General features: G+C 67.0%; 28 protein-coding genes and 1 pseudogene. 13 read left to right on the top strand and 16 right to left on the bottom strand.

Annotation, left to right across the window (positions count from 1 at the left end):
• The first annotated feature begins 71 nt into the window (after positions 1-71).
• Complete coding sequence (locus J2848_RS00310; RefSeq protein WP_149230502.1) at positions 72-1,055, top strand: diacylglycerol/lipid kinase family protein; 984 nt, start codon at positions 72-74, stop codon at positions 1,053-1,055.
• Positions 1,056-1,061: 6 nt separating this feature from the next.
• Here J2848_RS00310 and J2848_RS00305 read toward each other — a convergent pair whose 3' ends face one another.
• The 4 genes from J2848_RS00305 to J2848_RS00290 all read right to left on the bottom strand — a co-directional run bounded on the left by J2848_RS00305 (position 1,062) and on the right by J2848_RS00290 (position 3,704).
• The gene (locus tag J2848_RS00305) at positions 1,062-1,694 is read right to left on the bottom strand and encodes a DNA-3-methyladenine glycosylase family protein (protein ID WP_149230501.1); all 633 of its coding nucleotides are present in this window, start codon (positions 1,692-1,694) and stop codon (positions 1,062-1,064) included.
• A gap of 44 nt (positions 1,695-1,738) precedes the next feature.
• Positions 1,739-1,981 carry a phosphoribosylformylglycinamidine synthase subunit PurS gene (purS, locus tag J2848_RS00300; RefSeq protein ID WP_014246942.1) on the bottom strand — a complete coding sequence of 81 codons (243 nt, stop codon included), beginning with the start codon at positions 1,979-1,981 and terminating at the stop codon, positions 1,739-1,741.
• Between the two features lie 54 nt (positions 1,982-2,035).
• Positions 2,036-2,800 carry a phosphoribosylaminoimidazolesuccinocarboxamide synthase gene (purC, locus tag J2848_RS00295; protein ID WP_042697247.1) on the bottom strand — a complete coding sequence of 255 codons (765 nt, stop codon included), beginning with the start codon at positions 2,798-2,800 and terminating at the stop codon, positions 2,036-2,038.
• Between the two features lie 130 nt (positions 2,801-2,930).
• Positions 2,931-3,704: an NRDE family protein gene (locus tag J2848_RS00290; protein WP_149230500.1), complete on the bottom strand. Its 774-nt coding sequence runs from the start codon at positions 3,702-3,704 to the stop codon at positions 2,931-2,933.
• A 173-nt stretch (positions 3,705-3,877) separates the two neighbouring features.
• Between J2848_RS00290 and J2848_RS00285 the strand changes: the two genes are divergently transcribed.
• The gene (locus tag J2848_RS00285; protein WP_149230499.1) at positions 3,878-4,198 is read left to right on the top strand and encodes a DUF1476 domain-containing protein; all 321 of its coding nucleotides are present in this window, start codon (positions 3,878-3,880) and stop codon (positions 4,196-4,198) included.
• 92 nt (positions 4,199-4,290) lie between these two features.
• Here the strand turns inward: J2848_RS00285 and J2848_RS00280 are convergent, their stop codons facing one another.
• A complete protein-coding gene (locus J2848_RS00280) occupies positions 4,291-5,157 on the bottom strand; it encodes an N-formylglutamate amidohydrolase (RefSeq protein ID WP_149230498.1) in 867 nt (288 codons plus the stop codon).
• A 263-nt stretch (positions 5,158-5,420) separates the two neighbouring features.
• On the opposite strand from J2848_RS00280, the gene J2848_RS00275 reads away from it, so the two are divergent.
• Positions 5,421-6,374, top strand: coding sequence for a M14 family metallopeptidase (locus tag J2848_RS00275; protein ID WP_149230497.1), 954 nt, complete (start codon positions 5,421-5,423; stop codon positions 6,372-6,374).
• A 213-nt stretch (positions 6,375-6,587) separates the two neighbouring features.
• Here J2848_RS00275 and J2848_RS00270 read toward each other — a convergent pair whose 3' ends face one another.
• Entirely contained in the window at positions 6,588-7,115 is a 528-nt protein-coding gene (locus J2848_RS00270; RefSeq protein ID WP_149230496.1) for a CreA family protein, read from the bottom strand.
• A 125-nt stretch (positions 7,116-7,240) separates the two neighbouring features.
• On the opposite strand from J2848_RS00270, the pseudogene J2848_RS00265 reads away from it, so the two are divergent.
• Positions 7,241-8,347, top strand: a pseudogene (locus J2848_RS00265) (AI-2E family transporter); the annotation flags it as partial.
• A gap of 82 nt (positions 8,348-8,429) precedes the next feature.
• Here the strand turns inward: J2848_RS00265 and J2848_RS00260 are convergent.
• Positions 8,430-9,443: a DUF6352 family protein gene (locus tag J2848_RS00260; protein ID WP_149230494.1), complete on the bottom strand. Its 1,014-nt coding sequence runs from the start codon at positions 9,441-9,443 to the stop codon at positions 8,430-8,432.
• Between the two features lie 30 nt (positions 9,444-9,473).
• A complete protein-coding gene (locus J2848_RS00255; RefSeq protein ID WP_246193742.1) occupies positions 9,474-10,511 on the bottom strand; it encodes an alpha/beta hydrolase in 1,038 nt (345 codons plus the stop codon).
• A 169-nt stretch (positions 10,512-10,680) separates the two neighbouring features.
• Between J2848_RS00255 and J2848_RS00250 the strand changes: the two genes are divergently transcribed.
• The 5 genes from J2848_RS00250 (at position 10,681) to J2848_RS00230 (ending at position 14,718) form a co-directional block, all read left to right on the top strand.
• Complete coding sequence (locus tag J2848_RS00250) at positions 10,681-11,265, top strand: septal ring lytic transglycosylase RlpA family protein (protein ID WP_149230493.1); 585 nt, start codon at positions 10,681-10,683, stop codon at positions 11,263-11,265.
• Positions 11,266-11,730: 465 nt separating this feature from the next.
• Entirely contained in the window at positions 11,731-12,180 is a 450-nt protein-coding gene (locus J2848_RS00245) for a MaoC family dehydratase (protein ID WP_012973248.1), read from the top strand.
• Positions 12,181-12,295: 115 nt separating this feature from the next.
• Entirely contained in the window at positions 12,296-13,237 is a 942-nt protein-coding gene (locus J2848_RS00240; RefSeq protein WP_149230492.1) for a bifunctional riboflavin kinase/FAD synthetase, read from the top strand.
• A 15-nt stretch (positions 13,238-13,252) separates the two neighbouring features.
• A complete protein-coding gene (locus tag J2848_RS00235) occupies positions 13,253-13,429 on the top strand; it encodes a hypothetical protein (protein WP_170306992.1) in 177 nt (58 codons plus the stop codon).
• A gap of 86 nt (positions 13,430-13,515) precedes the next feature.
• Positions 13,516-14,718, top strand: a complete 1,203-nt coding sequence (locus J2848_RS00230) for a multidrug effflux MFS transporter (RefSeq protein WP_149230491.1) — start codon at positions 13,516-13,518, stop codon at positions 14,716-14,718.
• Here J2848_RS00230 and J2848_RS00225 read toward each other — a convergent pair.
• Positions 14,684-15,265: an MgtC/SapB family protein gene (locus J2848_RS00225; protein WP_149230490.1), complete on the bottom strand. Its 582-nt coding sequence runs from the start codon at positions 15,263-15,265 to the stop codon at positions 14,684-14,686. The genes J2848_RS00230 and J2848_RS00225 overlap by 35 nt on opposite strands.
• Positions 15,266-15,705: 440 nt before the next feature.
• Here J2848_RS00225 and J2848_RS00220 point away from each other — a divergent pair, with 440 nt between their 5' ends.
• Positions 15,706-16,857, top strand: a complete 1,152-nt coding sequence (locus J2848_RS00220; RefSeq protein ID WP_149230489.1) for a type III PLP-dependent enzyme — start codon at positions 15,706-15,708, stop codon at positions 16,855-16,857.
• Positions 16,858-17,073: 216 nt separating this feature from the next.
• On the opposite strand, the gene J2848_RS00215 is transcribed toward J2848_RS00220, so the two are convergent.
• Positions 17,074-17,286, bottom strand: a complete 213-nt coding sequence (locus J2848_RS00215; RefSeq protein ID WP_149230488.1) for a DUF1127 domain-containing protein — start codon at positions 17,284-17,286, stop codon at positions 17,074-17,076.
• A gap of 313 nt (positions 17,287-17,599) precedes the next feature.
• Here J2848_RS00215 and J2848_RS00210 point away from each other — a divergent pair, with 313 nt between their 5' ends.
• Both J2848_RS00210 and J2848_RS00205 read left to right on the top strand, forming a co-directional pair.
• Entirely contained in the window at positions 17,600-18,313 is a 714-nt protein-coding gene (locus J2848_RS00210) for an HAD family hydrolase (protein WP_149230487.1), read from the top strand.
• Positions 18,314-18,325: 12 nt separating this feature from the next.
• Positions 18,326-18,676: a cupin domain-containing protein gene (locus J2848_RS00205; RefSeq protein ID WP_149230486.1), complete on the top strand. Its 351-nt coding sequence runs from the start codon at positions 18,326-18,328 to the stop codon at positions 18,674-18,676.
• Between the two features lie 8 nt (positions 18,677-18,684).
• On the opposite strand, the gene J2848_RS00200 is transcribed toward J2848_RS00205, so the two are convergent.
• From J2848_RS00200 to J2848_RS00190, 3 genes are all read right to left on the bottom strand, one after another.
• Entirely contained in the window at positions 18,685-18,930 is a 246-nt protein-coding gene (locus tag J2848_RS00200; RefSeq protein ID WP_149230485.1) for a hypothetical protein, read from the bottom strand.
• Between the two features lie 118 nt (positions 18,931-19,048).
• Positions 19,049-20,551 (bottom strand): tripartite tricarboxylate transporter permease, encoded by a 1,503-nt coding sequence (locus J2848_RS00195; RefSeq protein WP_149230484.1) that lies wholly within the window; start codon positions 20,549-20,551, stop codon positions 19,049-19,051.
• Positions 20,548-21,024 (bottom strand): tripartite tricarboxylate transporter TctB family protein, encoded by a 477-nt coding sequence (locus tag J2848_RS00190; protein ID WP_149230483.1) that lies wholly within the window; start codon positions 21,022-21,024, stop codon positions 20,548-20,550. The genes J2848_RS00195 and J2848_RS00190 overlap by 4 nt, the downstream gene beginning before the upstream one ends.
• A 381-nt stretch (positions 21,025-21,405) precedes the next feature.
• On the opposite strand from J2848_RS00190, the gene J2848_RS00185 reads away from it, so the two are divergent.
• Positions 21,406-22,410 carry a tripartite tricarboxylate transporter substrate binding protein gene (locus J2848_RS00185; protein WP_246193741.1) on the top strand — a complete coding sequence of 335 codons (1,005 nt, stop codon included), beginning with the start codon at positions 21,406-21,408 and terminating at the stop codon, positions 22,408-22,410.
• A gap of 27 nt (positions 22,411-22,437) precedes the next feature.
• On the opposite strand, the gene queC is transcribed toward J2848_RS00185, so the two are convergent.
• From queC to J2848_RS00170, 3 genes are all read right to left on the bottom strand, one after another.
• Positions 22,438-23,166, bottom strand: coding sequence for a 7-cyano-7-deazaguanine synthase QueC (gene queC / locus J2848_RS00180; RefSeq protein WP_149230482.1), 729 nt, complete (start codon positions 23,164-23,166; stop codon positions 22,438-22,440).
• A gap of 86 nt (positions 23,167-23,252) precedes the next feature.
• Entirely contained in the window at positions 23,253-25,169 is a 1,917-nt protein-coding gene (locus J2848_RS00175; protein WP_246193740.1) for a PAS domain S-box protein, read from the bottom strand.
• Positions 25,170-25,301: 132 nt separating this feature from the next.
• Positions 25,302-26,129 carry an alpha/beta fold hydrolase gene (locus J2848_RS00170; RefSeq protein WP_149230481.1) on the bottom strand — a complete coding sequence of 276 codons (828 nt, stop codon included), beginning with the start codon at positions 26,127-26,129 and terminating at the stop codon, positions 25,302-25,304.

The following is a 26,129-nucleotide window of genomic DNA, read 5'->3' as shown; positions in this document are numbered from 1 at the left end:
GGAACCGCCGCAAGCCCTTCACTGTTCTGCAACAGAAGGCGCTCCATGCGCCGGTCAGGGAGAGCGAATCGGTGCGCGACACGGTGCTGATGGACGAGAGCCCGGCGATTGGTGCCGGTGGCGGCGGGGATGCGGCGATCGAGGTGCGGCGGCTGCTGGTGATCCACAACCCGACCGCCGGCGGGCGGCGGGCGCGGCGGCTGCGCGCGGTGGTCTCCCGGCTGGAGGCGCTCGGCATCGGCGTTACCGTCAGGCCGACCGGCAAGCGTGGCGATGCCGAGGACTTCGCCCGCGCAGCCGCTCCCGCCGACGTCGACGCGGTGGTGGCGGCCGGTGGCGACGGCACCATCAATGAGGTCATCAACGGACTGGCGGTCCATGCCGAAGCGGGTCGGCCGCTGCCGCTGGGCATCGTGCCGATGGGCACCGCCAATGTGCTGGCAGCCGAGCTGGGCCTGACGACGGATGCGGAGCGCATCGCCGCGGCGATTGCCAGCGGGCGGCGGACGATGATCTGGCCGGCCCTGGCGAATGGACGGGTGTTCTCGCTGATGGCTGGGGTCGGGCTGGACGCGCGGGTGGTGGAGCGGGTCGATCCCCGGGTGAAACGGCTGATCGGCAAGGGCGCCTATGTGGCGGAGACGCTGGTGCAACTGGCGACCCGGCCGGACCACCGCTATCGCGTCCGGCTTGACGATGGCGACGGCTGGGGCAAAGCGCAGGAGGTGGCATCGGTCATCGTCGCCAAGGGGCATTTCTACGGCGGCCGCTTCATCTGCGCGCCCGACGCGCGGCTGACCGAACCGGAGCTGCATGTCTGCCTATTCCCGCGCGGCGGGCGGCTGAATGCGCTGCGCTATGTCTGGGGCGTCACCGCCGGGCGGCTGGCGCGCTTTCCGGAGTATCGCGTGGTGACGGCCAGGCGCGTGCGGATCGAGGGGCCGGCGGGCGACGGGCTGTTCGCCGACGCGGTTCAGGGGGATGGCGACGTGCTGGCGCGGCTGCCGGTGGAGATCACGCTGACGGGGTGGCGGCTGCCGGTGCTGGCAGGGTGAGAGCAATCACCGCGACGGCGGCAGACCCCTCGCCGCCCTCGCCTGCTCCTGCAACGCCACATAATGGTGCCAGACCAGCCGCGCCGCCAGCGAGCGATAGGGCCGCCAGGGTTCCGCAACTTCGATCAGCTGCTTGGCCGTCGGCTTGTCGGCCCAGCCCTTCAGGCGCTGGACGCCCAGTTGAATCGCCAGATCGCCGATCGGCCAGATGTCCGGCCGGTCGAGCGTGGTCATCAGATAGACCTCGGCGCTCCAGCGGCCGATGCCCTTCAGCGCGACGAGCCGGGTGATCGCCTCCTCGTCGGGCAGGTCATGGATGATGTCGAAATCGAGCCGGCCGCTCGTCACCGCCTCGGCGAGGCCGCGGGCATAGCCGATCTTCTGGCGGGAGAAGCCGCAGGCGCGCAACGTCTCGTCGTCCAGCGCCAGGATGGCATCGGGGGTGACGGCGCCGCCCAGCCGGTCCTGCAGCTTGGCCCACAGGGCCAGCGCCACCTTGGTGGAGAGCTGCTGCTCCATCACCATGCGCAGCAGGCCGACGAAGCCGGTCGGCCGGGTGAAATCGCGGATCACCGGGCCGCCGACGCGCAAACATTCGGCGAAAATGGGGTCGAGCGCGGCCAGATGCTCAGCGTTCATGCTCAACGCTCATCGGCCGCGCTCCACATCCCGAAACCAGTGGCTCAGGCCACCAGCTCGATCGCGTAATCCTCGATCACGGTGTTGGCGAGCAGCTTGCTGCACATCGCCTCGACCTCTTTGCGGGCGGTCGCCTCGTCGGTGCTCTTGAGCTGCAGCTCGATCACCTTGCCGGCGCGGACGTCCTCGACGCCGTCGAAGCCCAGCGTGTGCAGCGCGTGCGCAATGGCCTTGCCCTGGGGGTCGAGAACGCCGCGCTTGAGGGTGACGTGAACCTTGGCCTTCATCGGATGTCCGCTCGCTTTACGGTGTTGGGTGGAGGGGTGGTTATTGGGTGCCGATCACTGGATCGTCTTGGGGCCCTTGACGTCACTCGGCCCGCCTTCCGGCAGGATGCCGAGGCGCCGCGCGACCTCCTGATAGGCTTCCTCGACACGGCCGAGATCCTGGCGGAACCGGTCCTTGTCCAGCTTCTCGTTGGTCTTGACGTCCCACAGGCGGCAGTTGTCGGGGCTGATCTCGTCCGCCAGGACGATCCGCATCTCCTCGTTCTCCCACAGCCGGCCGAACTCCAGCTTGAAGTCCACCAGCTTGAGCCCGATGCCGAGGAAGAGGCCGGACAGATAGTCGTTCACGCGCAAGGACAGCGCGACCATGTCGTCGAGATCCTGCGGAGCCGCCCAGCCGAAGGCGGTGATGTGCTCCTCAGAGACCATCGGGTCGTTCAGCTCGTCCGACTTGTAATAGTATTCGATGATGGAGCGCGGCAGCGGCGTGCCTTCGGGAATGCCGAAACGGCGCGACAGGCTGCCGGCGGCCACGTTGCGGACGACGACCTCGATCGGGATGATCTCCACCTCGCGCACCAGCTGCTCGCGCATGTTCAGGCGGCGCATGAAGTGCGTGGGCACGCCGATCTCGGACAGACGGCTCATCAGATACTCGGAGATGCGGTTGTTCAGCACCCCCTTGCCGGTGATGACGCCCTTCTTCTGGTTGTTGAAGGCGGTCGCGTCGTCCTTGAAGTACTGCACCAGGGTGCCCGGCTCCGGCCCTTCGAAGAGTACCTTGGCCTTGCCTTCGTAGATGCGCCGGCGTCGTGTCATCGCGTCTTCGTCCAAATACGTAAGGACCGGTCAAGCGAGCTTGCCGGCCCAGGAATGTGCCTGAGTGATATAGCAAGCCGGGTGCACGAACACAACGACGGGGGCTGGAGGGCAGGATTGTGCCGCCGCCTCACAGATCCACTGGCGCATAGTCCACCGCGTGCGGGCGGCCGGGGGCGAAATGCCAGATCGGGTTCAGGTCCGGCCGCTCCACCCGCGGCACCGCCAGCAGCGAGCTGGACGAGGTGCCGAAGCCGCTGGGCAGCAGGAAGTCCATGGCGCCGCGTTCGTCCGGCGTGCCCTCCCAGATGCGGCTGCCCATCAGCTCCGGCCAGCCGCCCCAAGCGAAGGACTCAGCGTCGAGCGCGTCGATGGTCGGCGGCACCGCATGCTCGAACAGCGGACGGTAGAAAGCGGTGCGCGGGTCCTGCAGGTCGTCCATCTCGAAGGCGGTCAGCATGTGGACGCCGGTGGGGATCGACGATACCTCCGGCCGATGGCGCGGGTTGGCGCCGCGGTGGACCACCAGATAGGCGTCGCGGTTGTCGGCGATCACCAGATTGAACGGGCGGTAGGCGCGGATGTCGAGGTCGGCGAAGCTGCGGGCCGCGTCGGCGGCGTCGGCATGGTCCAGCGCATCCAGCACCAGTTCGCCGCGCGACCGCTTGCCCGCCTCCGGCCCCAGCGTGCCGAAACGGTTGAGAACGACCGCCACCACCCCCTCGTCGTTCAACCCCATCCAAGAGCCGCCGGCCAGTTCGTCCAGCCCGGCGACCACATTGGGGCGGTCGGGCCAGTGGCGGGCCGGGGGAAGCCAGGGGCGCCCAGTCATCTCGTCACGGTTTCCGGCAACGACCAGCGGCCAGGTTGCATCGGGTCGCCGCAGGAGGATCACGCTGCACATGCCATGCCCTGTCTTTCATTGCGTCTTTTGTGGTGCCCGAGGATATCCCGGCACCGGAGGAAACTCTGCAGAATATCCGCGGCTGCGACGCGGCGGGGCAGTGACGATCACCGCTTCCGGGCTATATAATCCTTGGAAACGGGAGCGAAACCAATAAAGGAGCCTGGGTCCCCATGACGACCTTCGACGACCGCGAAAAGGCCTTCGAGAACAAGTTCCAGCACGACGAGGACCTGCTCTTCCGCATCCGCGCCCGGCGCGACCGGCTGGCCGGCGAATGGGCCGCCGACCTGATGGGGCTGTCCGGTGCCGACGCCGAGGCCTATGCCCGCCAGATCGTGGATACCGATATTGCAACCCCCGGCCCGCACGACATCCGGGACAAGCTGTGCGCCGACCTGCACGCCCGCGGGGTCGACATCTCCGACCACCGTGTGGAGAAGCAAATGGCACATTTCCTGGACATCGCGCGCCAGCAGGTCAGCCAGGCCTGACTGGAAAACGTGATTTGGGGGCTCGATCGGGAGCCTGATCGAGCCTTCCCGCGGACCCGCCGCCTCCGTTGCAGCGGGGCGCGGCAGGCTGCCTATTCCGCGGCACGGTGCAGGATCCGCTGGCCGGCATAATCGGCGATGCGGCGGATCAGCGTGTCGATCTCGCCCTTCAGCCGGGCGAAGCCGTCGTGCCGTTCCAGCGTCTCTTCGTTCATGTAGAGGCGCCGGTTGATCTCCAGCTGGATCGAATGCCGACCGCGCGCCGGCTCGCCATAGCGCGCCAGCAACTCCACCCCCTTGTACGGATCGTTGATCGCCACGCGGTGGCCGAAGCTGCGCAGGGTGTCCGCCACCAGCCGGACGAATCCCGGCTCGCTGGTGGTGCCGTCGCGGTCGCCGATGACAAAATCCACCGCCAGCGGGTCGCGCCCGTCCGGCCGCAGCGACGACGGCATGGAATGGCAGTTGACGTGCCACACGGCACCGAACCGCTCCGCCAGCCCATCCAGCGCCATCCGCATCTGGGCGTGATAGGGACGGTAATAACGGTCGATGCGGTCGGCCACCGCCGCCGCCGGCAGCTTCCCGTCATAAAGCGGCACGCCCGGCCGCAGCATGGCCCGGATCAGCCCCATGCCCAGCGTGCTGCGCGGGGTCGGCCGCAGCGTCATCGGCAGGTCGCCGTCGATCATCGCCGGGTCTATGTCGTCGATGGCGCGGTTCACGTCGACGCAGGTGCGGGGAAACAGCGCGCACAGCAAGGTGGCGCCATGGTCGGGAGCGGTGGCGAACAGCTCCTCCACATGGCTGTCCTCGCCCTGCCGCAGCAGGGGATGCGGGCAGATCACCCGGAAGTCGGCGGGATAGACGCAGCCGCTGTGCGGTGAATCGAACAGCACCGGAAGGCGCCGGCCGACCGGGTCGTTGCGGACAAGCACGTCATCGATCACGAAGCTCATTGACCGGCCCCGACCAGACGCCCCGGGAGTAACAACCTCACGTTCAACCGCCGCCCTGGCCGCCATTATTGATAATGGCAGATCCTATAACCCAAGCGTCAAGCCCCAGTCGACGGCAATTCGTCATGATCCTGCCATGCCGCAGCAACATCGCGCCACGTCCATCAACCAAAAAAACCGCCCTGCACAACCGGCCCGCACTGGCGCGGAGTCTCTTGGTTCGCCATACTGTTTGAAGCGCCCACCGCTGGCGAGCTTGCCGCTTGACCGATCCGCTCTTCGCCCCCGTCGAACTCACCCCGCCGGACATCGCGCCCTACCGGCGCGGCAACACCGGCATCGACCACGTCACCAGCCTCTCCGCGGCGGAACCGGGGCCGCATGTGGTGCTGAACGCGCTCGTCCACGGCAACGAACTGTGCGGTGCCATCGCGCTGGATGCCCTGCTTCGCATGGGGCTGCGACCGACACGCGGGCAGCTGACCTTCGTCTTCGCCAACACCGCAGCCTACGCCACCTTCGACCGCCAGAATCCCTATGCCTCGCGCTATCTGGACGAGGATTTCAACCGGCTGTGGTCGCTGGAACATCTGGACGGCCGGCGCGACAGTGTCGAGCTTCGCCGCGCCCGTGTGCTGCGTCCGGTCTATGAGTCGGCGGACCTTCTGCTCGACCTGCACTCGATGACGGCGGACACCGCACCGCTGACCCTGTGCGGCCGGACCACGCGCGGACGCGATCTGGCCCTCGGGCTCGGCTATCCGGCCTGGGTGGTGGCGGACGGCGGCCATGCCGGCGGCAAACGGTTGATCGATTACGGCAATTTCGCCGAGCCGGAAGGCTCGCACACTGCCATCCTGGTCGAATGCGGCCAGCATTGGCGGACCGAGACGGCGACGGTGGCATTGGAAAGCTGCCTGCGCCTGCTTCTCGGCCTGGAGATGATAGAGTTGCCGGCGAATGGCCCTCGCCTGCGTCTGCACACCGACCCGCAGCGGGTGGTCGAGGTGACAGAGGCAATCACCGCCGCCAGCGAACGCTTCCGCTTCACCGCCCCCTTCGTCGGCATGGAGGTGATCGGCCGCGCCGGCACGGTCATCGGCTGGGATGATGCTCGCGCGATCGTCACCCCCTATGACGATTGCGTCCTGATCATGCCCGCCCGCCGCGTGAAGTCCGGCCAGACGGCGGTGCGGCTGGGGCGGATCGTGGGGTGAAGCGCCGGGCCAACCTGTGACGTGCCGTGGTGCGGGCAAGTTCTCCACGGATTAATGCACGGATTTCACGGATGCGGCGTCCCTGAACTTGAGCTTTCGGGATCAGCCGGAGCGCCCGCAAGGTCAATAAATCCGTGTAATCCGTGTCTAAATCCGCGACATCCGTGTAAATCCTGTCCCGGATCAGCGCCCCTTCAAGTCGCCGGACATCGCTCACTTCGCCGCCGGCTTGCCCTTCGTCCAGGTCGCATTGGCGCTGAACAGCGGCACAGTGGAGATCGAGGTCTTGGCCGAGGCGTCCTTCACCTGACGGCTGTACACCACATAAACCAGCGTGTCGTTCGGCCGGTCGTAGATGCGGCGGATGGCGATCGACTTGAAGATCAGGCTTTTCCGTTCGGAGAAGACCTCCTCCCCCTTCTGCGACAGATCGATGTCGCCGACGGTCACCGCCCCGGTCTGGCGGCAGGCGATGGAGGCGTTGGACGGATCCTCGAACCAGTTGCCCTTGCTCAGCCGGTCGATCAGGCTACGGTCGAAATCGACCAGATGGCAGGTGATGCCCTTCACCTTGGGATCCTCGATCGCCTGGACCTGCAGGCCGTTGCCGGTCCAGTCGTTGGAAAAGCGGCCGATCACGTCGTCCGCCACCGCCGGCGACGGCAGCGTCAGACCGGCGGTCAGCAGGCCCAGAACCAAAAGGCCGGCGGAAACGTTCATCAGGGGAAACGGGCTGCGCATCGCGACTGGGTCTCCGGCAAGGACGGGCGGGGACCGCGAGCGGCGCGGTCCGCAAAAACACTCCCCTAGATCGGAGGGTCGGGCGCCACCGTCAAGCGCCGTCCTTCGGAGGTCCGGCCACCGCGATGACAGACCGCAGCCAGTTCGCCTCCCTCCCCCCCGCACGTCCCCCGGCACCGGAGGCGCCGCTCGCCGGCACGCCGGAACCGGTGACAGAGCCCCTGCCCCCGCCCGGCCACCGCCGCGATCCGCTGACCGTCGCCACCGTCGGCCTGTTCGTCATTGCCGTTCTGTTCGCCCTGTATTTCGGGCGCGACGTGCTGCTGCCGATCATGCTGGCGCTGATCCTCAGCTTCCTGCTGCGCCCGCTGGTCCGCGCGCTCTACCGCGTCGGCGTACCGGAAGGGATCGGCGCCGCCATCATGGTGATCACGCTGTTCGGCGGCGTACTGCTGGCGGTCTATACCCTGTCCGCCCCGGCGGCGGAGTGGGTGAACCGCATGCCGCGCGTCCTGCACGAGCTGGAGTTCAAGCTGGGCGACATCCGCGCCGGCATCGAGCGCGCCCGCGAAGCCTCCCGCCAGATCGAGCAGATCACCAAGGAGACCGGCAACGATGCCGGGCCGGTGCGCGAAGTGGTGGTACGCGGTCCGACCCTGATGGAACAGGCGATCAGCCAAGTGGAATCAGTGCTGGCCAACGTCGTGATCCTGCAGGTGCTGCTCTATTTCTTCCTGGCGAAAGGCCGCCATTCGCTGGAGGCGCTGATCGGCACCATGCGCAATGTCGACGACCGCGTGCATTACGCCATGGTGGCAGCGACCTTGCAGCAGAACATCGCCGCCTATCTGCTGACCATCACGCTGATCAACGCGGTGCTGGGGCTGGCGACCGGGCTGGTGATGTGGCTGTGGGGGCTGCCCAACCCGGCCCTGTGGGGGGTGATGGTGGCGCTGGCCAACTACATCCCCTTCATCGGCCCGGCGGTGATGACCGGCGTGTTCTTCCTGGTATCGGTCCTGACCTTCGACGGCATCGGCACCATCATTCTGCCGCCGCTGTCCTTCGTGGCACTGACGACGATCGAGGGCAATTTCCTGACGCCGATGATTGTCGGCCGCCGGCTGTCGCTGAACCCCATCGCGGTGTTCGTGTCGATCCTGTTCTGGGGCTGGCTGTGGGGCATCCCCGGCGCGCTGCTGGCCGTGCCGATCCTGGCGATCCTGAAGATCCTGTTCGACGCGCACGAGCCGCTGAAGCCGGTCGGCGCGCTGCTGGGGGGGTGGGGGGGCGGATGCCCCCTCACCCCCACTCTTACGCAACCGACGCCAGCGGCAGATTCACCAGCAGGTTCTGCGGCTTCAGCTTCAGCCGCTTTCCCTCCGTCATCGCCAGCCCCAGATAGACCGGACGGCCGGCAAGATCGGGACGCATGGCGGCGGGATCGGCGAAATCCAGGCGGAACAGGGCGAGGATGCGGGCCAGCCGGTCCTCCCCCACTTCGACGCCGTTATACAGGTCGTTGAGGATCGCGGTGGCGCCGCTGTCCAGCCCGACATGCCAGACCCAGCGGTCGTCGCGGATGTTCTGCACCGGCTGGATGCTGACCGTCACGCCCAGGAAATGCGAGATCCAGGCCTCCAGCACGCGGGCCAGCGCGTCCAGCCCGGCGGCGGCGAAGGTGATATCCAGCACGGTGTCGTGGCGGGCGTCGCGGCCCCAGTAGAGCGGGTGGTTGGTCTCGTCCAGGATATCCAGCTCGACGCTGCGCGGCGCGGTGCCGGCCTCCACCACCAGCCGGCCGAGCGAACCGAAGCCGCCGGACGCCGCCATCGTCTCCACCGTCTCGGCATCGGCAACGCGGACGCGGCCGTCCTCCACCGACACCGTCTGCTCGCGGAAGAACAGCTCTCCCGCCCGGGCGCGCAGGCCGGACGGGGTCTCATCGAGGATGCCGCGCAGGATGGCGTGGACCAGCTGGTCGATGAACAGGCCGGGCACGCCGCGGGCGCCCTCTCGGAACAGGCGGATGTAGCAGCCCTCCAGCGTCCCGGCGGCGAGCAGCCGGTCGCGGAAAGCGAGCCAGACCTGGAAATTCTCCCGCGCATCCGGATCGGCGATGGCGTCGATCAGCGGGGCGGGCACCATCCGCGCCGGATCGTCCAGCAAGGCGGCGTGCAGCGTGCGCTCGGCGTCGCAGGCCTCCTCCGGCGGGCGCATCTCGGGCCGGAGCAGGTAGGCGCGCAGGAAATCGGGCGTCACCGCCAGATGGTTGTCGGCATCGCGGGTCAACAGGTGGAAACCGGACGCCGTCCAGAAATCGGTCATGCTGCTGGGTACCTCTGGTCCTGAAGGCACCTATCCGACGACAGAGCCGCCGGCCGGCGCAAGAGCCTTGTGTGAAAGCGTCCGGTCGAGGAAGGCGTCGATGTCGGCCCAAACCCGGTCGCGGATGACGTCGCCTTCCATCAGCAGTTCGTGCCGCGCGTCGGGATACTCAACAAGATGGACGTTGCCGAGCCGGGCAGCCACCGTCCGGTGCGCTTCCGCCCGCACAACCCGGTCCGCCGGCGCGCTGAGCAGCAGCACCGGCGTGCGCACCCGCTCCAGCGGCAGGCTTTGGCGCAGCGCATCTTCCGCATCGAGCGCGGCGGCGACCCAGGCAAAGCTGACGCCGCCAACGCGCAGTTCCGGCCGCTCGGCATAGGGGGTGTGGAAGGCGGCGTAGCGCCGGGGATCGGCGGTGATCTTGTTGTCCGGGCTGAAGCGCCCTTCCGCCGGATCGTAATCGCCCTGCCCCAGCGCGTAACGAGCGCCCCAGCCGCAGGTTACCCCAAGGCTGGCCAGCACCCGCACCAGCCAGCGCGGCAGCAGGCCGCTGTGGATGGCGTACATCGGCGCCGCCAGCAGGACGGCGGCGTAGCGGCCGGGGTCGTCATCGGCGTGGCGGGCCAGCGCCAGCGTCGCCACCAGCCCGCCCATGGAATGGGCCAGCAGGATCACCGGCCCGCCCGTCTCCGCCGCGACCGGCGCCACCACCTGCCGATGGACCTCGTCGAGATCATCCACCAGCCTCGCGAAATCCGTCAGGTGATGGATCTGTCGGTTGGGCAGCGGCCGGTCGGACAGGCCCTGGTTGCGCCAGTCGAGCGCCACCACGCGGAAACCGCGGGCGGCCAGCGCGTCCGCGGTCTCGGCATATTTCTCAATGAATTCCGCCCGGCCGGTCAGCATCAGCGCCGTGCCGCGGACCCGCGCCGGCACCGGCCAGACGGCGACCCGCAGCCGCACCCCGTCGGGCATCGCCACGTGACGCATCTCCACCGGGATAGACGCGCCATTGACGACGTGATCCGCCGCAAATTCGTATGCAGTCCAGGCGGCATCATCGGCCATGCTTTCTCCCCTGACCGTTGTGTTGTGGACCAGAGGGTCACCCACAAGGGCAAGCCACTCCGAATTCGTCAAGATATTGGAAACCAGAAATAGTGCGAATGTCTTTCATCGACTCTGCGAGGGAACTCTTTTCCTTGAATGGCGTTGGTGCGCCGTTGGAGGTGTACCGATGAAGACAACACGCATCATCGTCCTGGCGCTTGCCGCCGCGACCCTGAGCGGGACTGCCGTCCCGGTATTGGCGAACGGGAAGGCCAAGGTTCCGCCCGTGCATGTCGAACATGAGGATGGCGAGGAGATCCTCGTCCACAAGGGGGAAGCGTCCTTCTACAGCCAGAAGTTCCACGGCCGCACCACGGCGAGCGGCGAACCGATGAACCAGAACAAGCCGACCGCCGCCTCGCGCACCCTGCCGCTGGGCGCCAAGGCGACCGTCACCAACCAGGAGAACGGCAAGAGCGTCGACGTCATCGTCAACGACCGCGGCCCCTATGTCGATGGCCGCGTGATCGACCTGTCGCGCTCCGCCGCCAGGAAGCTGGACATGATCGAGGACGGCACCGCCCCGGTGAAGGTGGAGGTCAAGCCATCGGAGCAGCCCACCGACACCGCCCGCGAAAAGGTGGAGGAGAAGGTGGACCAGTTGACCCCCGGCAATCAGGTTGCCCAAGGCGAGTCCGGGCGGAACGGCACCAGCGGCAACACCGGCGGAAGCAGAAGCGACACAGTGTCGCACTCCGGCTCCGGCAAGTAATGCTGCGGTGCGGCGAAGAGGGTTTCCGATTCGCCGCATCCGCTGCCGGATCTTTATTGCGTCGCCGAACCAACAGTCACCATACGGTCAAGCTGTTGAAAAGAACGGGACTTCGCCATCGGCATTCCAGCAGGTGGCGCAAAAGTCGCATCCATGGCGTCATGGCGGCCGGAATGGCACGAGTTTTTCCGATAAACCTATGATCCGCCACCATTTCCTCATTTTTACCTTAGCCCGCAAGTAATCCATTACCACCAGCCCGGTCAGCATTGCGCTAAAGCATGCCGAAGGGGACAATCGGCTTTCCCGCGGACTTGTGCGGAACGTTAGAGATTTTTTTGCATTTTTGGAGGAGACGTGGTGCCATTCCCATCGCTGCGATGCACACGACGCATTGCAGCGAACGGCACGGCGCCCAGGCGTCAGAGGCCGGAACAGGCACCGAGAGAAAGAGGAATTGCTGCGATGGACGACGTGCGTCAGGTCCGCAAGGATACCGAAGGCTACTGTATCGAAGACCTGTCCGTCGGCATGACGGCCAGCTTCGCCAAGACGGTGACGGAAGCCGACATCGTCCTGTTCGCGGGCATTTCCGGCGACACCAATCCGGTCCACATCAACCAGGAATACGCCGCCACCACCATGTTCCAGGGCCGCATCGCCCACGGCATGCTGACGGTCGGCTTCATCTCGGCCGTTCTGGGCACCAAGCTGCCGGGGCCGGGCTGCATCTACATGAGCCAGACGCTGAAGTTCAAGGCGCCGGTCCGCGCCGGCGACACCGTGACTGCCCGCGCCACCATCACCGAGCTGATTCCCGAAAAGCGCCGCTGCGTCATCAAGACCGTCTGCACCGTCGGCGAGACCGTGGTGGTCGAGGGCGAGGCGCTGCTGATGGTTCCGTCTCGCGGCTGATTGCCTGCTTCGGACCGCAAAACACGCCGGCGCGTTTACCCCGCGCCGGCGTCGGTCTATATAGACGCCCGAGCAAGCGGACCCGCCGGGGTCCGCCCACAGCACCGGGGCGCGCATGCGACTGTACAGACACACCGCCGACCTGCCGGCCGAAGAGCGGGGCGCCGTCGTGGCGCTCGGCAATTTCGACGGCGTCCATCGCGGGCATCAGACGGTCATCGGCACCGCCCAGCGCCTTGCGGCGGAGATGGGCGCACCGTCGGCCGTCGTCACCTTCGAGCCGCACCCGCGCAGCGTCTTCCGTCCCGACGACCCGCCCTTTCGCCTGACGCCCTTCCGAGTCAAGACCCGCCATATCGAGGCGCTGGGTGTCGACCAGCTGATCGTCTGCCATTTCGACGACGGCTTCCGCCACAAGACCGCGCAGGCTTTCGTCGACGAGGTGCTGGTCGCCGGGCTGGGCGTGCGGCATGTCGTCTGCGGCTATGATTTCCTGTTCGGGCACAAGCGGTCGGGCGATCCCGCCTTCCTGCTGCGGGCCGGGCGCGCCCAGGGTTTCGGCGTGACGGAGGTCGGACCGGTGTCCGACGAGCAGGGCGGCGTCTACTCCTCCACCCGCGTGCGCGACGCGCTGACCGCCGGCCGGCCGCGCGAGGCCGCCTATGTGCTGGGCCATTCCTGGGAGATCGAGGGGCGCGTCGTCCATGGCGACCAGCGCGGCCGCACCATCGGCTTCCCCACCGCCAACATCGAGCTGGGCGAATATCTGCGCCCGGCCTTCGGCGTCTATGCGGTGCGTGCCGGCATAGATCGCGGCGGCGAGACGGTCTGGCTGCCGGGCGTCGCCAACCTGGGCGCCCGCCCCACCGTCGACGGTACGGTGGCCCGGCTGGAGGCCCATCTGTTCGATGTCGACCTCGACCTGTACGATCTGCATCTGCGGGTCCAGATGATCGATTTCCTGCGGCCGGAGATGAAGTTCCCCAGCTTCGACGCGCTGAAGGACCAGATCGTCCAGGACGCCGCTGCCGCCCGCGCCGTGCTGGCGGCCGGCTGACCCGGAGGGGTGGGGATGGAACGGGTCTTGATGCTGCTGTTCATGCTGAACCAGGGCGGCCCGACCACGCTGGAATTCGCCAGCATGGAGCAATGCAAGGCGGCTGAGCCGATCATCATCCAGAACTACCGCGAGATGACCGGCAACATGGTGCTGTCGCGCTGCATCCGCATGGTACTGCCGGCCAAGTGATCTCGACGTCGGCGATCCGCGCTGGCGGCGGTGGTTTCATCTGATACAGTGCGGCCCCGTCTCCGCTTCCCCGCCGCAAGCCAACCATGCCCCGCCCAGACTCCCTGACCATCCGTGTCCTGCTGACGGCACTCGTCGCCTTCGGCCCGCTGTCCACCGACCTCTATCTGCCGTCGCTGCCGGCGCTGGTGCGGGTGTTCGACACCGATGTCGCCACGGTGCAGCTGACGCTGTCGATCTTCCTGGTCGGCTTTGCGGTGTCGCAGCTGGTCTATGGTCCGATGTCCGACCGCTTCGGCCGGCGCCCGACCCTGCTGGTGGGGGTGGTGGTCTATCTGGCGGCCAGCGCCGTCTGCGCCTTGACCAGCAGTATCGAGGGGCTGATCGTCGCCCGCTTCTTCCAGGCGCTGGGCGCCTGCTGCGGCCCGGTGGTGGCCCGCGCGGTGGTGCGCGACGTGTTCGGTCGGGACCGGGCGGCGACGGTGCTGGCCTATATGTCGATGGCGATGGCGCTGGCCCCGGCGGTGGGGCCGATGCTGGGCGGCGTGCTGACGGAGTGGTTTGGCTGGCGCGCCAACTTCGTGCTGCTGACACTCTTCGCCTGCGGCATCCTGGCTGCCGTGTGGTCGATGCTGGGCGAAACCAACGCGCATCGCGACGAGGAAGCCCTTCGCCCCGGCCGGCTGGCCGCCAACTATCTGCTTCTGCTGCGCAACCGCGGCTTCGTCGGTTATGTGCTGGTTGTGGCATTCTCCTACAGCGGCATCTTCTCCTTCATCTCCGGCTCGTCCTTCGTGCTGATCGAGCAATTGCACCTGACCCCGGCGCAGTATGGCGCCAGCTTCGGCGCGGTGGTCCTCGGCTATATGCTCGGCACCTTCCTGGCCGGGCGGCTGACGCCGCGGCTGGGCGGGGCGCGGATGATCCGGATCGGCACGCTGCTGTCGCTGGGCGGCGGGCTTGTGGGTGGGGTGATGGCGCTGGCCGGGGTGCTGCATTTGCTGGCGATCGTGGTGCCGGTCTTCCTGTTCATCCTGGGCGCCGGAATGACCCTGCCCAATGCGACCGCCAACGCGGTCGGCCCCTATTCCACCATGGCCGGGCTGGCCTCGTCGCTGCTGGGCTTCGCGCAGATGTCCATTGCTGCGGCCATCGGCATCGTCGTCGGCCATCTGAACGACGGCACCGCCCTGCCGATGATGGGTGCCATCGGGCTGGTGGGGCTGGGCGCGCTGCTGGCGCACCGGCTGATGGTCATCCCCGCGGCGACGAGCGGGCGATCCGCCTGATCCGACCTTGTTGGGAGTGGCCCTGGTGTGAGGAGTGGCGCGAGGCACGCCGGCGCTCCCGCGCCTTGCGATCGTCGTCACCGTCCTCCTTCCCCAGCTGCGGAAAACGGTCCAGCAGGATCGTGAACAGGATCGTCACGATCAGGCACAGGCCCAGCGTCATCCCCGCCAGCATGTAGTAGCCGGCGCCGCAGGCGATCCCCAGCGCACCGGCCACCCAGATCACCGCCGCGGTGGTCGCCCCGCGCACGCTGTCGCCCGACCGGAACATCACCCCGGCGCTGATGAAGCCGACCGCCTGAGCCACGCCCTGGATGACGCGGACCGGATCGCTCGGCCGCTCATCCCCCGTCGTTTGCAGCCCGACATAGAACTCCAGCGCCACCAGCGTGGTCAGCGCGCAGCTGATGGAGATCAGCGTATGCGTGCGCAACCCTGCCGCCTTGCCGCGCATCTCGCGGTCGAGTCCCAGCAAAGCGCCGCAAAAGGCGGCTGCCAGCAGCCGCAACCCGATCTCCTCCACCGTCAGAACTGTAGCCAAGCCCATGAAATCACTCCGGTTTTTCCGCCTTCCAAACGGTCTGCCACTTTTTTGGGGCAGACCGCATTTTTCACTTTGCATTCGATCACGTTGGATCTATGTAACGCGAACTCGCAAGCGCACGTGCCGCTGGCCCGCCCCTCGGCGTCTCCGAGATGTGGTTATGCAACGACGTAACGCGTGATCCCCGACCGTCCCTTAAACAAGGCGGCGACTTGGAGGTTACGATGGTTGATGTTGTTGTGGGTGGGCGCGTGCTCACCCGTCTCCGAAATTTGTCCCTCCTGGACCATACGGACAGAACAGGGTTCTGTACGGGGCAATCCAGTATTGGCGGCCTGAGCGCCTGATCAGCTTTTTCAGTTGCTGATCGGCCCGCCCGGCCGCTCCGTTTCCCCCCGACCTCGCCCTTTCCGTTCCATCATCTTGCGTCCCAGGAGACTGAGATGACCCAGAAGATTGCGCGCTTTTTCGAAGAGCAGCGCCCGCAGACCCCTTGCCTCGTCATCGACCTGGACGTGGTCGAGCAGAACTACAACGATCTGCACGACGCCCTGCCCGACGCCCGCATCTTCTATGCGGTGAAGGCGAACCCGGCCGCGGAAATCCTGAGCCTGCTGGCCCGTCTCGGCTCCGCCTTCGACTGCGCTTCCGTCCCGGAAATCCAGATGGCGCTGGCCGCCGGCGCCACGCCGGACCGCATCTCCTTCGGCAACACCATCAAGAAGGAAAGCGACATCCGCCGCGCCTTCGAGCTGGGCGTGCGCCTGTTCGCCTTCGACAGCGAGCCGGAACTGGAGAAGATCGAGCGCGCCGCCCCCGGCGCCCGCGTCTTCTGCCGCATCCTGACCTCGGGCGAGGGTGCCGAATGGCCGCTGTCGCGCAAGTTCGGCTGCGACCTGGCGATGGCGCGCGCGCTGCTGCTGAAGGCCCGCGACATGGACGTGCAGCCCTATGGCGTGTCCTTCCATGTCGGCTCGCAGCAGAAGGATCTGATGCAGTGGGACCATGCCATCTTCCAGGTGGCGCAGCTGTTCCGCGAGCTTGAGGTGCTGGGCGTCGACCTGGGCATGATCAACCTGGGCGGCGGCTTCCCCACCCGCTACCGCACCGACGTGCCGGAATGCACCGCCTACGGCCAGGCGATCTTCGACTCGCTGCGCACCCACTTCGGCAACCACCTGCCGGAGACCATCGTCGAGCCCGGCCGCGGCATGGTCGGCAGCGCCGGCATCATCGAGAGCGAAGTGGTCCTGGTGTCGCGCAAGTCGGCCGAGGATCCCAAGCGCTGGGTCTATCTTGACATCGGCAAGTTCGGCGGTCTGGCCGAGACGATGGACGAGGCGATCCAGTACCCGATCGAGGTGCTGGGCGATGAGCAGGCCGGCGATGGGCAGGATGGCGACCGCGAGGCGGTGATCCTGGCCGGCCCGACCTGCGACAGCGCCGACGTGCTGTACGAGCGCGCCGACTACAAGATGCCGATGGGTCTGAAGGCCGGCGACCGCGTGCGCATCCACGCCACCGGCGCCTACACCACGACCTACTCCGCCGTCTGCTTCAACGGCTTCGAGCCGCTCAAGCACTACTGCATCTGAGGATAGGGGCGGGGCGATTCCCCGCTTGTCTTCAGTCCGCAAAGAGAAAGGCCCGCCTGCCGATTCACTCCGGCGGCGGGCTTTCTCTTTTCCAGCCGGCTGTTTTTTGTGCAGCCTATTTGTTGAGCAGACCTGAGCGTCGGACAAACAAAAAGGCCGCTTCCGATCAACGGAAGCGGCCTTTTCCGGTGCGGTCGCCGGTCGGCGTACGGGCGCTCATTCGCGCCAGAACGGCTTCGACATCTCGCGCTCGGCGTCCAGGCGGCTGAAGCCGATGTCCTGAAGCATACGGTCGTCCAGATAGCCCAGCTCGCGGCGGGTCACAACGCGCTGGCGCCACAGGCCCAGCAGGTTCGAGGCGGCTTCGACGATATGGCCGAAGGTGGTGGTGGCGTGGCCGGTCTCGGCCGAGTGCAGAAGGGTTGCCATGATGGAGATTCCTGAGATGTCTTGTTTTGGAGGGTCCGCCGGTCGGCGATCACGTCCTCTTCGTGTGGAAAGATAATTACGCCTCTTTCAGCCATGTTGCCACCCCCGGCGGCAACATGCCCGCTTTGCAGGCAGCGAAGAACTCGCCATGGAATGTCACCGATCTGTGGCAAAATCGTCATTGCGGATACTTACCGTTCGCTATGCTGACAATAATGGAGTCCCGCGGAGACACCCTCTGGACAAGCCAACCCGACTTGGGCGATGTATTGTTTTACTTACGGATCAATCGCGCGGAGCAATGGACAGGCTGATGAGCAGCACCCTCTCCCCCGCCTGCCGGCAGTTCGAGACCATCGGCTTCGATGGGGACGACACCCTCTGGCACAACGAATCGCTGTTTTCGATGACGCAGGACCGCTTCCGCGCCCTGCTGGCCCACGCCGCCGACCCGACCGACCTCGACCGCCGCCTGCTGGAGGCGGAGCGGGCGAACCTCCGCGTCTATGGCTACGGCATCAAGGGCTTCGTGCTGTCGATGATCGAAACGGCGATCGCCGTCACCGACGGCCATGTCCCGGCGCGCGACCTGCAAAGCCTGATCGACTTCGGCAAGGCGATGCTGGAACATCCGGTCGACCTGCTGCCCGGAGTGCAGGAGGTGGTGGAGGGGCTGGCCGGCCGTTACCGGCTGGTGCTGATCACCAAGGGCGACCTGTTCGACCAGGAAAGCAAGATCGCACGCTCCGGCCTGTCGGAGCTGTTCCACGCGGTGGAGATCGTCAGCGAGAAGGACCCGGCCACCTACCGCCGGGTGATGGACCGCCACGGCATCGACCCGGCGCGTTTCCTGATGGTCGGCAATTCCGTGCGCTCCGACATCCTGCCGGTGCTGGCGACCGGCGCCCACGCCGTCCACATCCCCTATGCCATCACCTGGGCGCATGAAGAGGCCGAGGTGCCGGACGAGCATTACCGCCGGTTGGAGTCGATCCGCGACTTGCCGGCGCTGCTGGCGGATTGGTGAGGAGCCCTGACGATGACCCTGTCCATCCTGCACGACCTCGACGGCATCACGCCCGAAACCGGCGCTCCGGCAGCCGATCGCATCCTGTCGGGGGCTCCGGTCTTCACCACCTGGAACGGCTACGAGTCGCCGGACGGCAAGCGGTTCGCCGGTACTTGGCGGTCGACGCCCGGTTCCTGGCGTATCGTCTATGACGAGTGGGAATTTTGCGAGATCCTGGAGGGCGAAAGCACCGTCGCCCATGACGACGGCCGGTCATGGACCCTGAAGGCCGGTGACCGCTTCGTCATCGAACCGGGATTCCAGGGCCGTTGGACGGTGGTGGAGACCACCACCAAGCGCTATGTGGTGGTCCTGCCCTGAAGACGGCTTCAACCGGTGATCTCGCCGTTGCTTTCGATGGAATGCTGGGCGCTGTTGTGGCTGAGGATGGTGACGGCCTTGCGCCCGATCTCCACCGCCAGCACGCCCAGGACCAGGACGGAGGCGACCAGCATCAGGCGGGCGATGTCGCGTGACCAGCCGCGCTTACGGAGGTTGGCCCGGCGATGTTCGCGCAGCACCGCCTGCGCGGCACGGCGGCTCAGAGCTTGTCCCATCCAGGCGGTGGCGGCCATGACGCGCTCCCTCACCGTTCCAAACAATCGATATGCTTTTGTATAAAATTTTATCTTATTTGGCAAGGAGCGAGTCCTGCAGCGGATTGCCACAGGACCCGTTCGATCAGACCGCTTCTTACTCCTTGAACGCCACCTCGCGCTGACGGCGGAAGGCCGGCAGCAGGATCAGGGCCAGCAGCCCGGCGGCCACCGCCATCAGGCCGGCGCTGATCGGCCGCGAGACGAAGATGGTCAGGTCGCCGTGCGACAGCAGCATCGCCCGGCTCAGATTCTCCTCCAGCAGCGGGCCGAGGACGAAGCCCAGCAGCAGCGGCGCCGGTTCGCAGTCCAGCTTTTTCAGCACATAGCCGAACAGGCCGAAGCCGGCCATCATCACCACGTCAAAGACGTCGTTGCGCAGGCTGTAGGTGCCGATACAGCAGAAGACCAGGATGGCCGGGAACAGATAGGCGTAGGGCACCCGCAGAAGCCGCACCCAGATGCCGATCAGCGGTAGGTTCAGCACCACCAGCATGACGTTGCCGACCAGCATGCTGGCGATCATGCCCCAGAACAGGTCCGGCTGCTTGGTCATGATCTGCGGCCCGGGCGTGATGCCGTGGATCATCATCGCGCCGATCATCAGCGCCATCACCGCGTTGGACGGGATGCCAAGGCTCAGCATCGGGATGAAGCTGGCCTGGGCGCCGGCATTGTTGGCGGCTTCCGGTCCGGCGACGCCCTGGATGGCGCCCTTGCCGAAGGCGGCCGGATCGCGTGCCACCTTCTTTTCCAGCGCATAGGAGGAAAAGGCGCTGAGCGTCGCCCCGCCGCCCGGCAGGATGCCGAGGAAGGCGCCGAGCGCCGTGCCGCGCACCGCCGCCGGCCAAGCCTCCTTGAAGTCGGCCCAACTCGGCCAAAGCCGGTGAATCGGCGACGGTTCGATGCCGCGGCCCTCCGTCTCCTCCAGGTTGATGATGATGTCGGCAAGCCCGAACAGCCCCATGGCGAGCGGCACGAAGTCCAGCCCGTCGTAAAGCTGCGGGATGTCGAAGGTGAAGCGCATCTGGCCGGAATTGACGTCGGTGCCGACCATCGACAGCAGCAGCCCGATCAGGATCATCGCCACGGCCTTAACGACGGAGCCGTGGGCGAGGATCACCGCGCCGATCAGGCCGACCAGCATCAGCGCCACATATTCGGACGGGCCGAAAGCCAGCGCCACCCCGGCCAGCGGCGGGCCGGCGACGGCGATCACCAGCGTGGTGACGACGCCGGCGAACAGCGAGGCGAGCGCCGCAGTCGCCAGCGCCACACCGCCGCGGCCCTGGCGCGCCATGGCGTTGCCGTCCAGGCAGGTCATGACGGAGGAGGATTCGCCCGGCAGCTTCACCAGGATCGCGGTTGTCGAGCCGCCATACTGGGCGCCATAGAAGATGCCGGCCAGCATGATCAGCGCGCCGACCGGCGGCAGGTAGAAGGTGATCGGCAGCAGCAGCGCCACCGTTGCCGTCGGCCCCAGCCCCGGCAGAACGCCGATCAGCGTGCCGATCAGGACGCCAAGGAAGCAGTAGACCAGGTTCATCGGCTCGACCGACACGCCCAGCCCGAGCCAGAGATTGGCAAACACGTCGATCATGGCCAGATCTGGAGCGGCAGGCCCAGTCCCCAGGAGAAGATGGCGACGCAAGCGGAGGCCAGCGTGGCCCACAGCGCGGTGAAGGGACCGGGGCGCAGCGGCCGGCCAGCCAGTCCGCCGATGCCGATCAGCGCCAGGATGGCAAGCACCAGCCCCAGCTTGTCGAGCAGGGCGGCAAAGGCCACCACCGCGACGGTGATGGCCACCGACGGCCGCCATGCCCAGCCCAACGCCGACGGCGCGTCGGCGGTCAGGCCGCGCAGCATCGTCGCAAGCCCCGACGCCAGCAGCAGATAGCAGACGAGCCGCGGGAAGAAGCCCGCCTGCATCGTGGCCAGCGACCCGGCCTCCCACTTGCGCGCCAGCCACAGCCCGCAGAGCGCAATGGCGGCGAGCAGCAGCCCTGCCGCAAGGTCCTGGGGCGATCTCAGCCGGCTGGCAGCCGGCCGCAGCGATCTCAGGGTGTTTGTCATTCGATGGATGTCCGCTCTCTCAGGCACGCGACGGGGAAGGGACCAGCTGTGCGGCATTCTCTGCTTCGTGGGACGAGTCCATTGGGCGGGAGTCTTGAATGGAGCGGTCCTGCCGGCCCGAGCCAGCCATTCCGAACCCTTGGCACCCGAATCCTCGGGTTGCATTATCCTCACACAAAGCATCTCCGTCGAGCGCCATCTGCGGCGGATCGCGCGCGTTAATCCAGAACAATCGGCAAAATTCAAGCCTGCTCCGCGGCGGTTTGCGTCATATTACCCGCCGAGATACACATATGTCATAATGGTACACGTAAGTGCGCCGGGCTTGGTCTTTGACGCCGGCACGCTCTGGAAGAGTTGCCTGAAAGAACGGACGGAACGATGACAGCAGCGACCCGATTTCTGCGCATGGCCGGCGGCCGTGCCGCATCCCTCCTCGGTACGGCACTGGCGGCGCTGGTCCTGTGCGCCGCTGCCGGCCCGGTCGCACAGGCCGCCTACCCGGAAAAGCCGATCACCATGATCGTGGCCTATGGGGCCGGCGGCTCCACCGACGTGACGGCCCGCATGCTGGCGCCCTACATCGAACGCTATCTGGGAGGCGGACGGATCGTCGTGCTGAACCGCCCCGGCGCCGGTGGGGAGATCGGCTTCGCAGCCATCGCCGACGCGGCGCCCGACGGCTACACCATCGGCTTCATCAACACGCCCAACCTCATCACCATCCCGATCGAGCGGCAGGCCCGCTACGGCCTGGACCGGCTCGACCCGCTGGTGAACATCGTCGACGATCCAGGGGTAATGACCGTGCGCACCGACAGCCCCTTCGGCTCGGTCGCCGACGTGGTGGAGCATGCCAAGGCCAACCCCCGTAGCCTGACCGTCGGTTCGACCGGCATCGGATCGGACGACCATCTCGCCATGCTTCTGCTGGAACGGCAGGCCGGGGCGACACTGATCCATGTCCCCTTCCCCGGCAGCGCGGAGAATTACCGGGCGATGCTGGGCCAGCACATCCAGATCTGCGACCAGAATCTGGGAGAGGGGCTGCGCGGGATCGCCGGCGGCGATCCGGTGCGGATGCTGGGGGTGATGAGCCGGTCTCGCTGGGACATGGCGCCCAACCTGCCGACCTTCCGCGAGCAGGGCTATGCCATCGACATGGTGTCGATGCGCGGCATCGGCGCACCGAAAAACCTGCCGCCGGAGATCCGCCGCACCCTGATCGAGGCGATCACCAAGGCTGCCATGGACCCGGAATTCCAGGCGAAGGCGCGGGAGACCTTCCAGCCGCTGCGCATCGTCGGCCCCGACGCCTTCGCCGCCGAGCTGAAGCAACTTGACGGCGAATTCCGAAACCTGTGGACCGAGATGCCCTGGAAATAATGCCCAGGTTCGTAACGACCTTGCCCGTTACGATCTCGTTCCGGCAGCGTAACGGATTGGGTCGGCCGTTCCAGCTTCAGCGAAGCCCTTCAGGCGCAGCAGGCAGCTGTCGCAGGCACCACAGGACAGCCCCTCCGGCGTCGGGTCGTAGCAGGAGTGGGTGAGGCTGTAATCGACCCCCAACTCCAGCCCGCGGCGGACGATGGCGGCCTTGTCCATGGTCATCAGCGGCGCATGGATCTTGAAGCGGCTGGTGCCTTCCACCCCCGCCTTGGTGGCGAGATTGGCCAGGGTCTCGAAGGCGGCGATGTATTCGGGACGGCAGTCGGGATAGCCGGAGTAATCCAGCGCATTGACGCCGATGAACAGGTCGGACGCCCCCAGCGTTTCGGCCCAGGCCAGCGCGAAGGACAGGAAGACGGTGTTGCGCGCCGGGACATAGGTGACGGGAATACCCTCGCCCAGGTCGGCTTCCAGGTCGGCAACCTTGTCATGCTTGGGCACGGCGATGGAGTCCGTCAGGGCGGAGCCGCCGAAGGCGCGCAGGTCGATGTCGGCGATCACATGCCGCTCGACACCCATCGCCGCGACCACCCGGCGTGCCGCCTCCAGTTCCACCAAATGGCGCTGGCCATAGCGGAAGCTGAGCGCATTGACCCGGTAGCCTTCGGCCTTGGCGATGGCGAGCACCGTCGTCGAGTCGAGCCCGCCGCTGACCAGCACCACCGCGTCCCTGATACCGCTCTGTCCTGCCATCGCACACCTGCCTTTCCGAAGCCGTCCGCCCGGCAGGGCGAACATCGCGCAGCGGTTTCTGGCACATCCGGGCGGTACAGGCCAGATCAGGACATCCGCGCCAGCAATTCTGCGATGGTCATGACACGCGACGGCGGCAGACGGATGGTGGCGGTACAGCCCTGCCCCGGCGTGCTGTCCAGCCTCAGCATGCCGCCATGCGCCTCCACCAGACGCAATGCCAGCGGCAGGCCGAGACCGATGCCCTGGTGACGGCGGTTGACGCCCTGATCGAGTTGGGCGAACGGAGTGAGCGCCCTCTCAATGTCCTCCGGCCGCATCCCGATGCCCTGGTCGCGCACCGACAGTTCCACCCAACCGTCGGCGGCGAGTCCGGAAGTCAGAGTGACAGTCGTATCCGGGTGGCTGAATTTTATGGCGTTGGAGAGCAGGTTCCCCAGCGCTTGACCGAGGCGGCGTTCATCGCCGCGGAGCGGCGGCAGGTCGGCGTCGGTCGCCATCGTCATCGTCACCCGCTGACGGGTGGCGTGGAAGCGGAGGTCCGCCACGGCGCGCTCGACCAGCGCGGACAGGTCCACGGTTCCCTCGACCATTGACACCGCACCGTCATCGATCTGCGCCATGTCGAGGATGTCGTCGATGATCGCCAGCAGTTGTTCGCCGGCCTGCCTGATCGCACCGACGCAGTCCGGCAGTTGCTCGTTCCGCGGCCCGTCCGCCGCATCGGTCCCGGCTTGCACCTCCAGCAATTGCGAGAAGCCGATCACCGCGTTCAGCGGAGTGCGCAACTCATGGCTCATGGTGGCAATGAAGGTCGATTTTGCGTGGTTTCCTGCCTCCGCCGCTTCCTTGGCGGCCAGAAGTTCGGCCTCTGCCCGCCGACGTTCGGTCACATCGCGGAGAATGGCGGTGTAAAGCCGCCGTCCCTCCACCTCGCTGGCGCCGACCGACAGCTCGACAGGAAAACGGGTGCCGTCGGCACGCTCCGCCTCCACCGCCCGGTCGCGGGCAATCAGCGCCGTGGTCTGACCGGGCGCGAACTCCAGCCTGATGCCGTCTTCCTCCCGCAGGTCGGCCAGTACAATCAGGCGGTCGAGCGGACGCCACAGCAGGTCCCCGGCCGCAACGCCGAACATCGCCTCCGCAGCACGGTTGAAACTGATCAGCACACCCGCCTCGTCGATGGTCAGGATCGCATCGGCGGCGGTATCCAGAATCGCCTCGTTGCGCGCCTCGGACAGGCGCAGGGCATTGGCGGTATGCACATATTCGCTGACGTCGGTGATGGTGGCGATGGTGCCGCCATCCTCCAGGCGGATGCGCTGGCACAGCACCCGGCGGTCGGCCCCCGTTCCGTCCGGATCGTGGAAGCGGAAGTCGGTCGCAGCGGACTCATCGTCTGAGTCCAGCCGCCACTCCGCCGCCACCCGTGCCCGGTCTTCCGGATGCACGGCATCGAGCCAGCCTCCGCCGAGCAGCCGGTCGGGCTCCAGCCCGGTGATCCCGGCGAGGCGGGCATTGGCGAACAGCACCTGTCCACCGGCATCGGCCTGCAGGATACCGACCGGCACCGCTTCCGCCAGGGTGCGGTAGCGGGCCTCGCTGGCGCGAAGCCGTTCCGACAGGGCGATGTGGTCGCTGATGTCGCGGATGTTCAGCACCAGCCCGCCGATGGCCGGGTCGGCCAGCTCGTTGCGGGTGGTGACCTCCAGCCAGCGCCAGCCGCCGTCGGCATGGCGGAAGCGGAAGGCGGCACGGCCGCTGCTGCCGGCGGGAGCGTTCGCGCGAAGCCGGAGACGGAGCCGTGCCTCCTCCACATCGTCGGGGTGGATATGCGTGTCGAGTGGCGCACCGGTCAGCACCCCCGGCCCATGGCCCAACAGATCGGCGACGGAATCACTGATGTGGCGCACCCGCCCGTCCGGTAAAAGCACCACAACGACGTCGCGGCGGTCCTGGAACAGGGCGCCGCCCCCAATGCTCCCAAACTCGCCATCCTGCAAGACGACACTCCCGGACCTGCGGCGAACGGCGGGATTGTCTGCAATCCCGCCGGACAAGGTAATCGGGGGTCGTTAACGGTGCATGTCAGGATAAACCCGACTCTCAGTGGATGAGTTTCCGCACTGAAATACTCATCCCCGCCGCAGGGACAGGAAGGACGTCAGCGTCTCCAACACTGCATCTGGGGCTTCCGTCATCACCATATGCCCGGTCTGCGGCAGGACGACGACCTGCGACGTCTTGACGCGGGCAGCCAGCGACCGCCCGGCCTTTGCCGGTGTCATCTTGTCGAGTGCGCCCAGCAGGAACAGCGCCGGGCAGACGACCGCCGCGGCGGCATCGGCGCCTTGCCCATAGTCGTTGCAGGCGGCGAGATCGACGCCGAGCACACCCGGCCGTACCGAGGCCATCAGCCGGCGTCCGCCGGGGATCAGCGCCAGTCCCGGTGTCGGACAGCCGCCGCCCTGAGCACCGCCATGGCCGCGCGGGCCATGACCCCAGCCGATCACCATCTCGATGGCGGATTGTTCGCCGGCATGGGCGGCGGCGAGCAGATCGGGATGGACCGGCATCCGCTCCGCCACGCCCAGCAACGCCACCGCCTCCACTCGTCCACCATGATGGGCGCCATAGCGGGCGGCGGCATCCAGCGCCACCAGCGCGCCCATGGAATGGCCGATCAGCGTCGCGCGCTCCAGCCCGGCGGCGTCCAACAGGGCGACCACCCAGTCGGCGATGGCGGCGATGCTGCCCAGCGGTTCCCCGCCGGAGCGGCCATGACCCGGCAGGTCGACCGCCAGGACCGAACGGCCATGGTGGGCGAGATAGCGGCTTTGCAGGCTCCACACGCTGTGGTCCATGCCGGCACCGTGGATCAGTACGATGGCGGGACGGGCGGGGTTGATGTCCCGGCCGCCGGTATGGACAAAGACGGGGTTTCCGTTGACGGTCAGCAGCAT

This window comes from Azospirillum lipoferum (assembly GCF_024170005.1).
In the GTDB taxonomy this organism is placed as follows: Bacteria; Pseudomonadota; Alphaproteobacteria; order Azospirillales; family Azospirillaceae; genus Azospirillum; species Azospirillum lipoferum.
This window is presented reverse-complemented; position numbering and strand designations above follow the sequence as displayed.

What these genes read in the sequence shown, in the direction of transcription:
- queC (WP_149230482.1), bottom strand. Translation starts at nt 23,166, where the DNA reads ATGGCAGGACAGAGCGGTATCAGGGACGCGGTGGTGCTGGTCAGCGGC.
- J2848_RS00185 (WP_246193741.1), top strand. Translation starts at nt 21,406, where the DNA reads ATGACAGCAGCGACCCGATTTCTGCGCATGGCCGGCGGCCGTGCCGCA.
- J2848_RS00170 (WP_149230481.1), bottom strand. Translation starts at nt 26,129, where the DNA reads ATGCTGCTGACCGTCAACGGAAACCCCGTCTTTGTCCATACCGGCGGC.
- J2848_RS00210 (WP_149230487.1), top strand. Translation starts at nt 17,600, where the DNA reads ATGAGCAGCACCCTCTCCCCCGCCTGCCGGCAGTTCGAGACCATCGGC.
- J2848_RS00200 (WP_149230485.1), bottom strand. Translation starts at nt 18,930, where the DNA reads ATGGCCGCCACCGCCTGGATGGGACAAGCTCTGAGCCGCCGTGCCGCG.
- J2848_RS00260 (WP_149230494.1), bottom strand. Translation starts at nt 9,443, where the DNA reads ATGACCGATTTCTGGACGGCGTCCGGTTTCCACCTGTTGACCCGCGAT.
- J2848_RS00240 (WP_149230492.1), top strand. Translation starts at nt 12,296, where the DNA reads ATGCGACTGTACAGACACACCGCCGACCTGCCGGCCGAAGAGCGGGGC.
- purS (WP_014246942.1), bottom strand. Translation starts at nt 1,981, where the DNA reads ATGAAGGCCAAGGTTCACGTCACCCTCAAGCGCGGCGTTCTCGACCCC.
- J2848_RS00195 (WP_149230484.1), bottom strand. Translation starts at nt 20,551, where the DNA reads ATGATCGACGTGTTTGCCAATCTCTGGCTCGGGCTGGGCGTGTCGGTC.
- J2848_RS00285 (WP_149230499.1), top strand. Translation starts at nt 3,878, where the DNA reads ATGACGACCTTCGACGACCGCGAAAAGGCCTTCGAGAACAAGTTCCAG.
- J2848_RS00230 (WP_149230491.1), top strand. Translation starts at nt 13,516, where the DNA reads ATGCCCCGCCCAGACTCCCTGACCATCCGTGTCCTGCTGACGGCACTC.
- J2848_RS00290 (WP_149230500.1), bottom strand. Translation starts at nt 3,704, where the DNA reads ATGTGCAGCGTGATCCTCCTGCGGCGACCCGATGCAACCTGGCCGCTG.
- J2848_RS00190 (WP_149230483.1), bottom strand. Translation starts at nt 21,024, where the DNA reads ATGACAAACACCCTGAGATCGCTGCGGCCGGCTGCCAGCCGGCTGAGA.
- J2848_RS00245 (WP_012973248.1), top strand. Translation starts at nt 11,731, where the DNA reads ATGGACGACGTGCGTCAGGTCCGCAAGGATACCGAAGGCTACTGTATC.
- J2848_RS00280 (WP_149230498.1), bottom strand. Translation starts at nt 5,157, where the DNA reads ATGAGCTTCGTGATCGATGACGTGCTTGTCCGCAACGACCCGGTCGGC.
- J2848_RS00225 (WP_149230490.1), bottom strand. Translation starts at nt 15,265, where the DNA reads ATGGGCTTGGCTACAGTTCTGACGGTGGAGGAGATCGGGTTGCGGCTG.
- J2848_RS00270 (WP_149230496.1), bottom strand. Translation starts at nt 7,115, where the DNA reads ATGCGCAGCCCGTTTCCCCTGATGAACGTTTCCGCCGGCCTTTTGGTT.
- J2848_RS00215 (WP_149230488.1), bottom strand. Translation starts at nt 17,286, where the DNA reads ATGGCAACCCTTCTGCACTCGGCCGAGACCGGCCACGCCACCACCACC.
- J2848_RS00205 (WP_149230486.1), top strand. Translation starts at nt 18,326, where the DNA reads ATGACCCTGTCCATCCTGCACGACCTCGACGGCATCACGCCCGAAACC.
- J2848_RS00220 (WP_149230489.1), top strand. Translation starts at nt 15,706, where the DNA reads ATGACCCAGAAGATTGCGCGCTTTTTCGAAGAGCAGCGCCCGCAGACC.
- J2848_RS00305 (WP_149230501.1), bottom strand. Translation starts at nt 1,694, where the DNA reads ATGAACGCTGAGCATCTGGCCGCGCTCGACCCCATTTTCGCCGAATGT.
- purC (WP_042697247.1), bottom strand. Translation starts at nt 2,800, where the DNA reads ATGACACGACGCCGGCGCATCTACGAAGGCAAGGCCAAGGTACTCTTC.
- J2848_RS00250 (WP_149230493.1), top strand. Translation starts at nt 10,681, where the DNA reads ATGAAGACAACACGCATCATCGTCCTGGCGCTTGCCGCCGCGACCCTG.
- J2848_RS00255 (WP_246193742.1), bottom strand. Translation starts at nt 10,511, where the DNA reads ATGGCCGATGATGCCGCCTGGACTGCATACGAATTTGCGGCGGATCAC.
- J2848_RS00235 (WP_170306992.1), top strand. Translation starts at nt 13,253, where the DNA reads ATGGAACGGGTCTTGATGCTGCTGTTCATGCTGAACCAGGGCGGCCCG.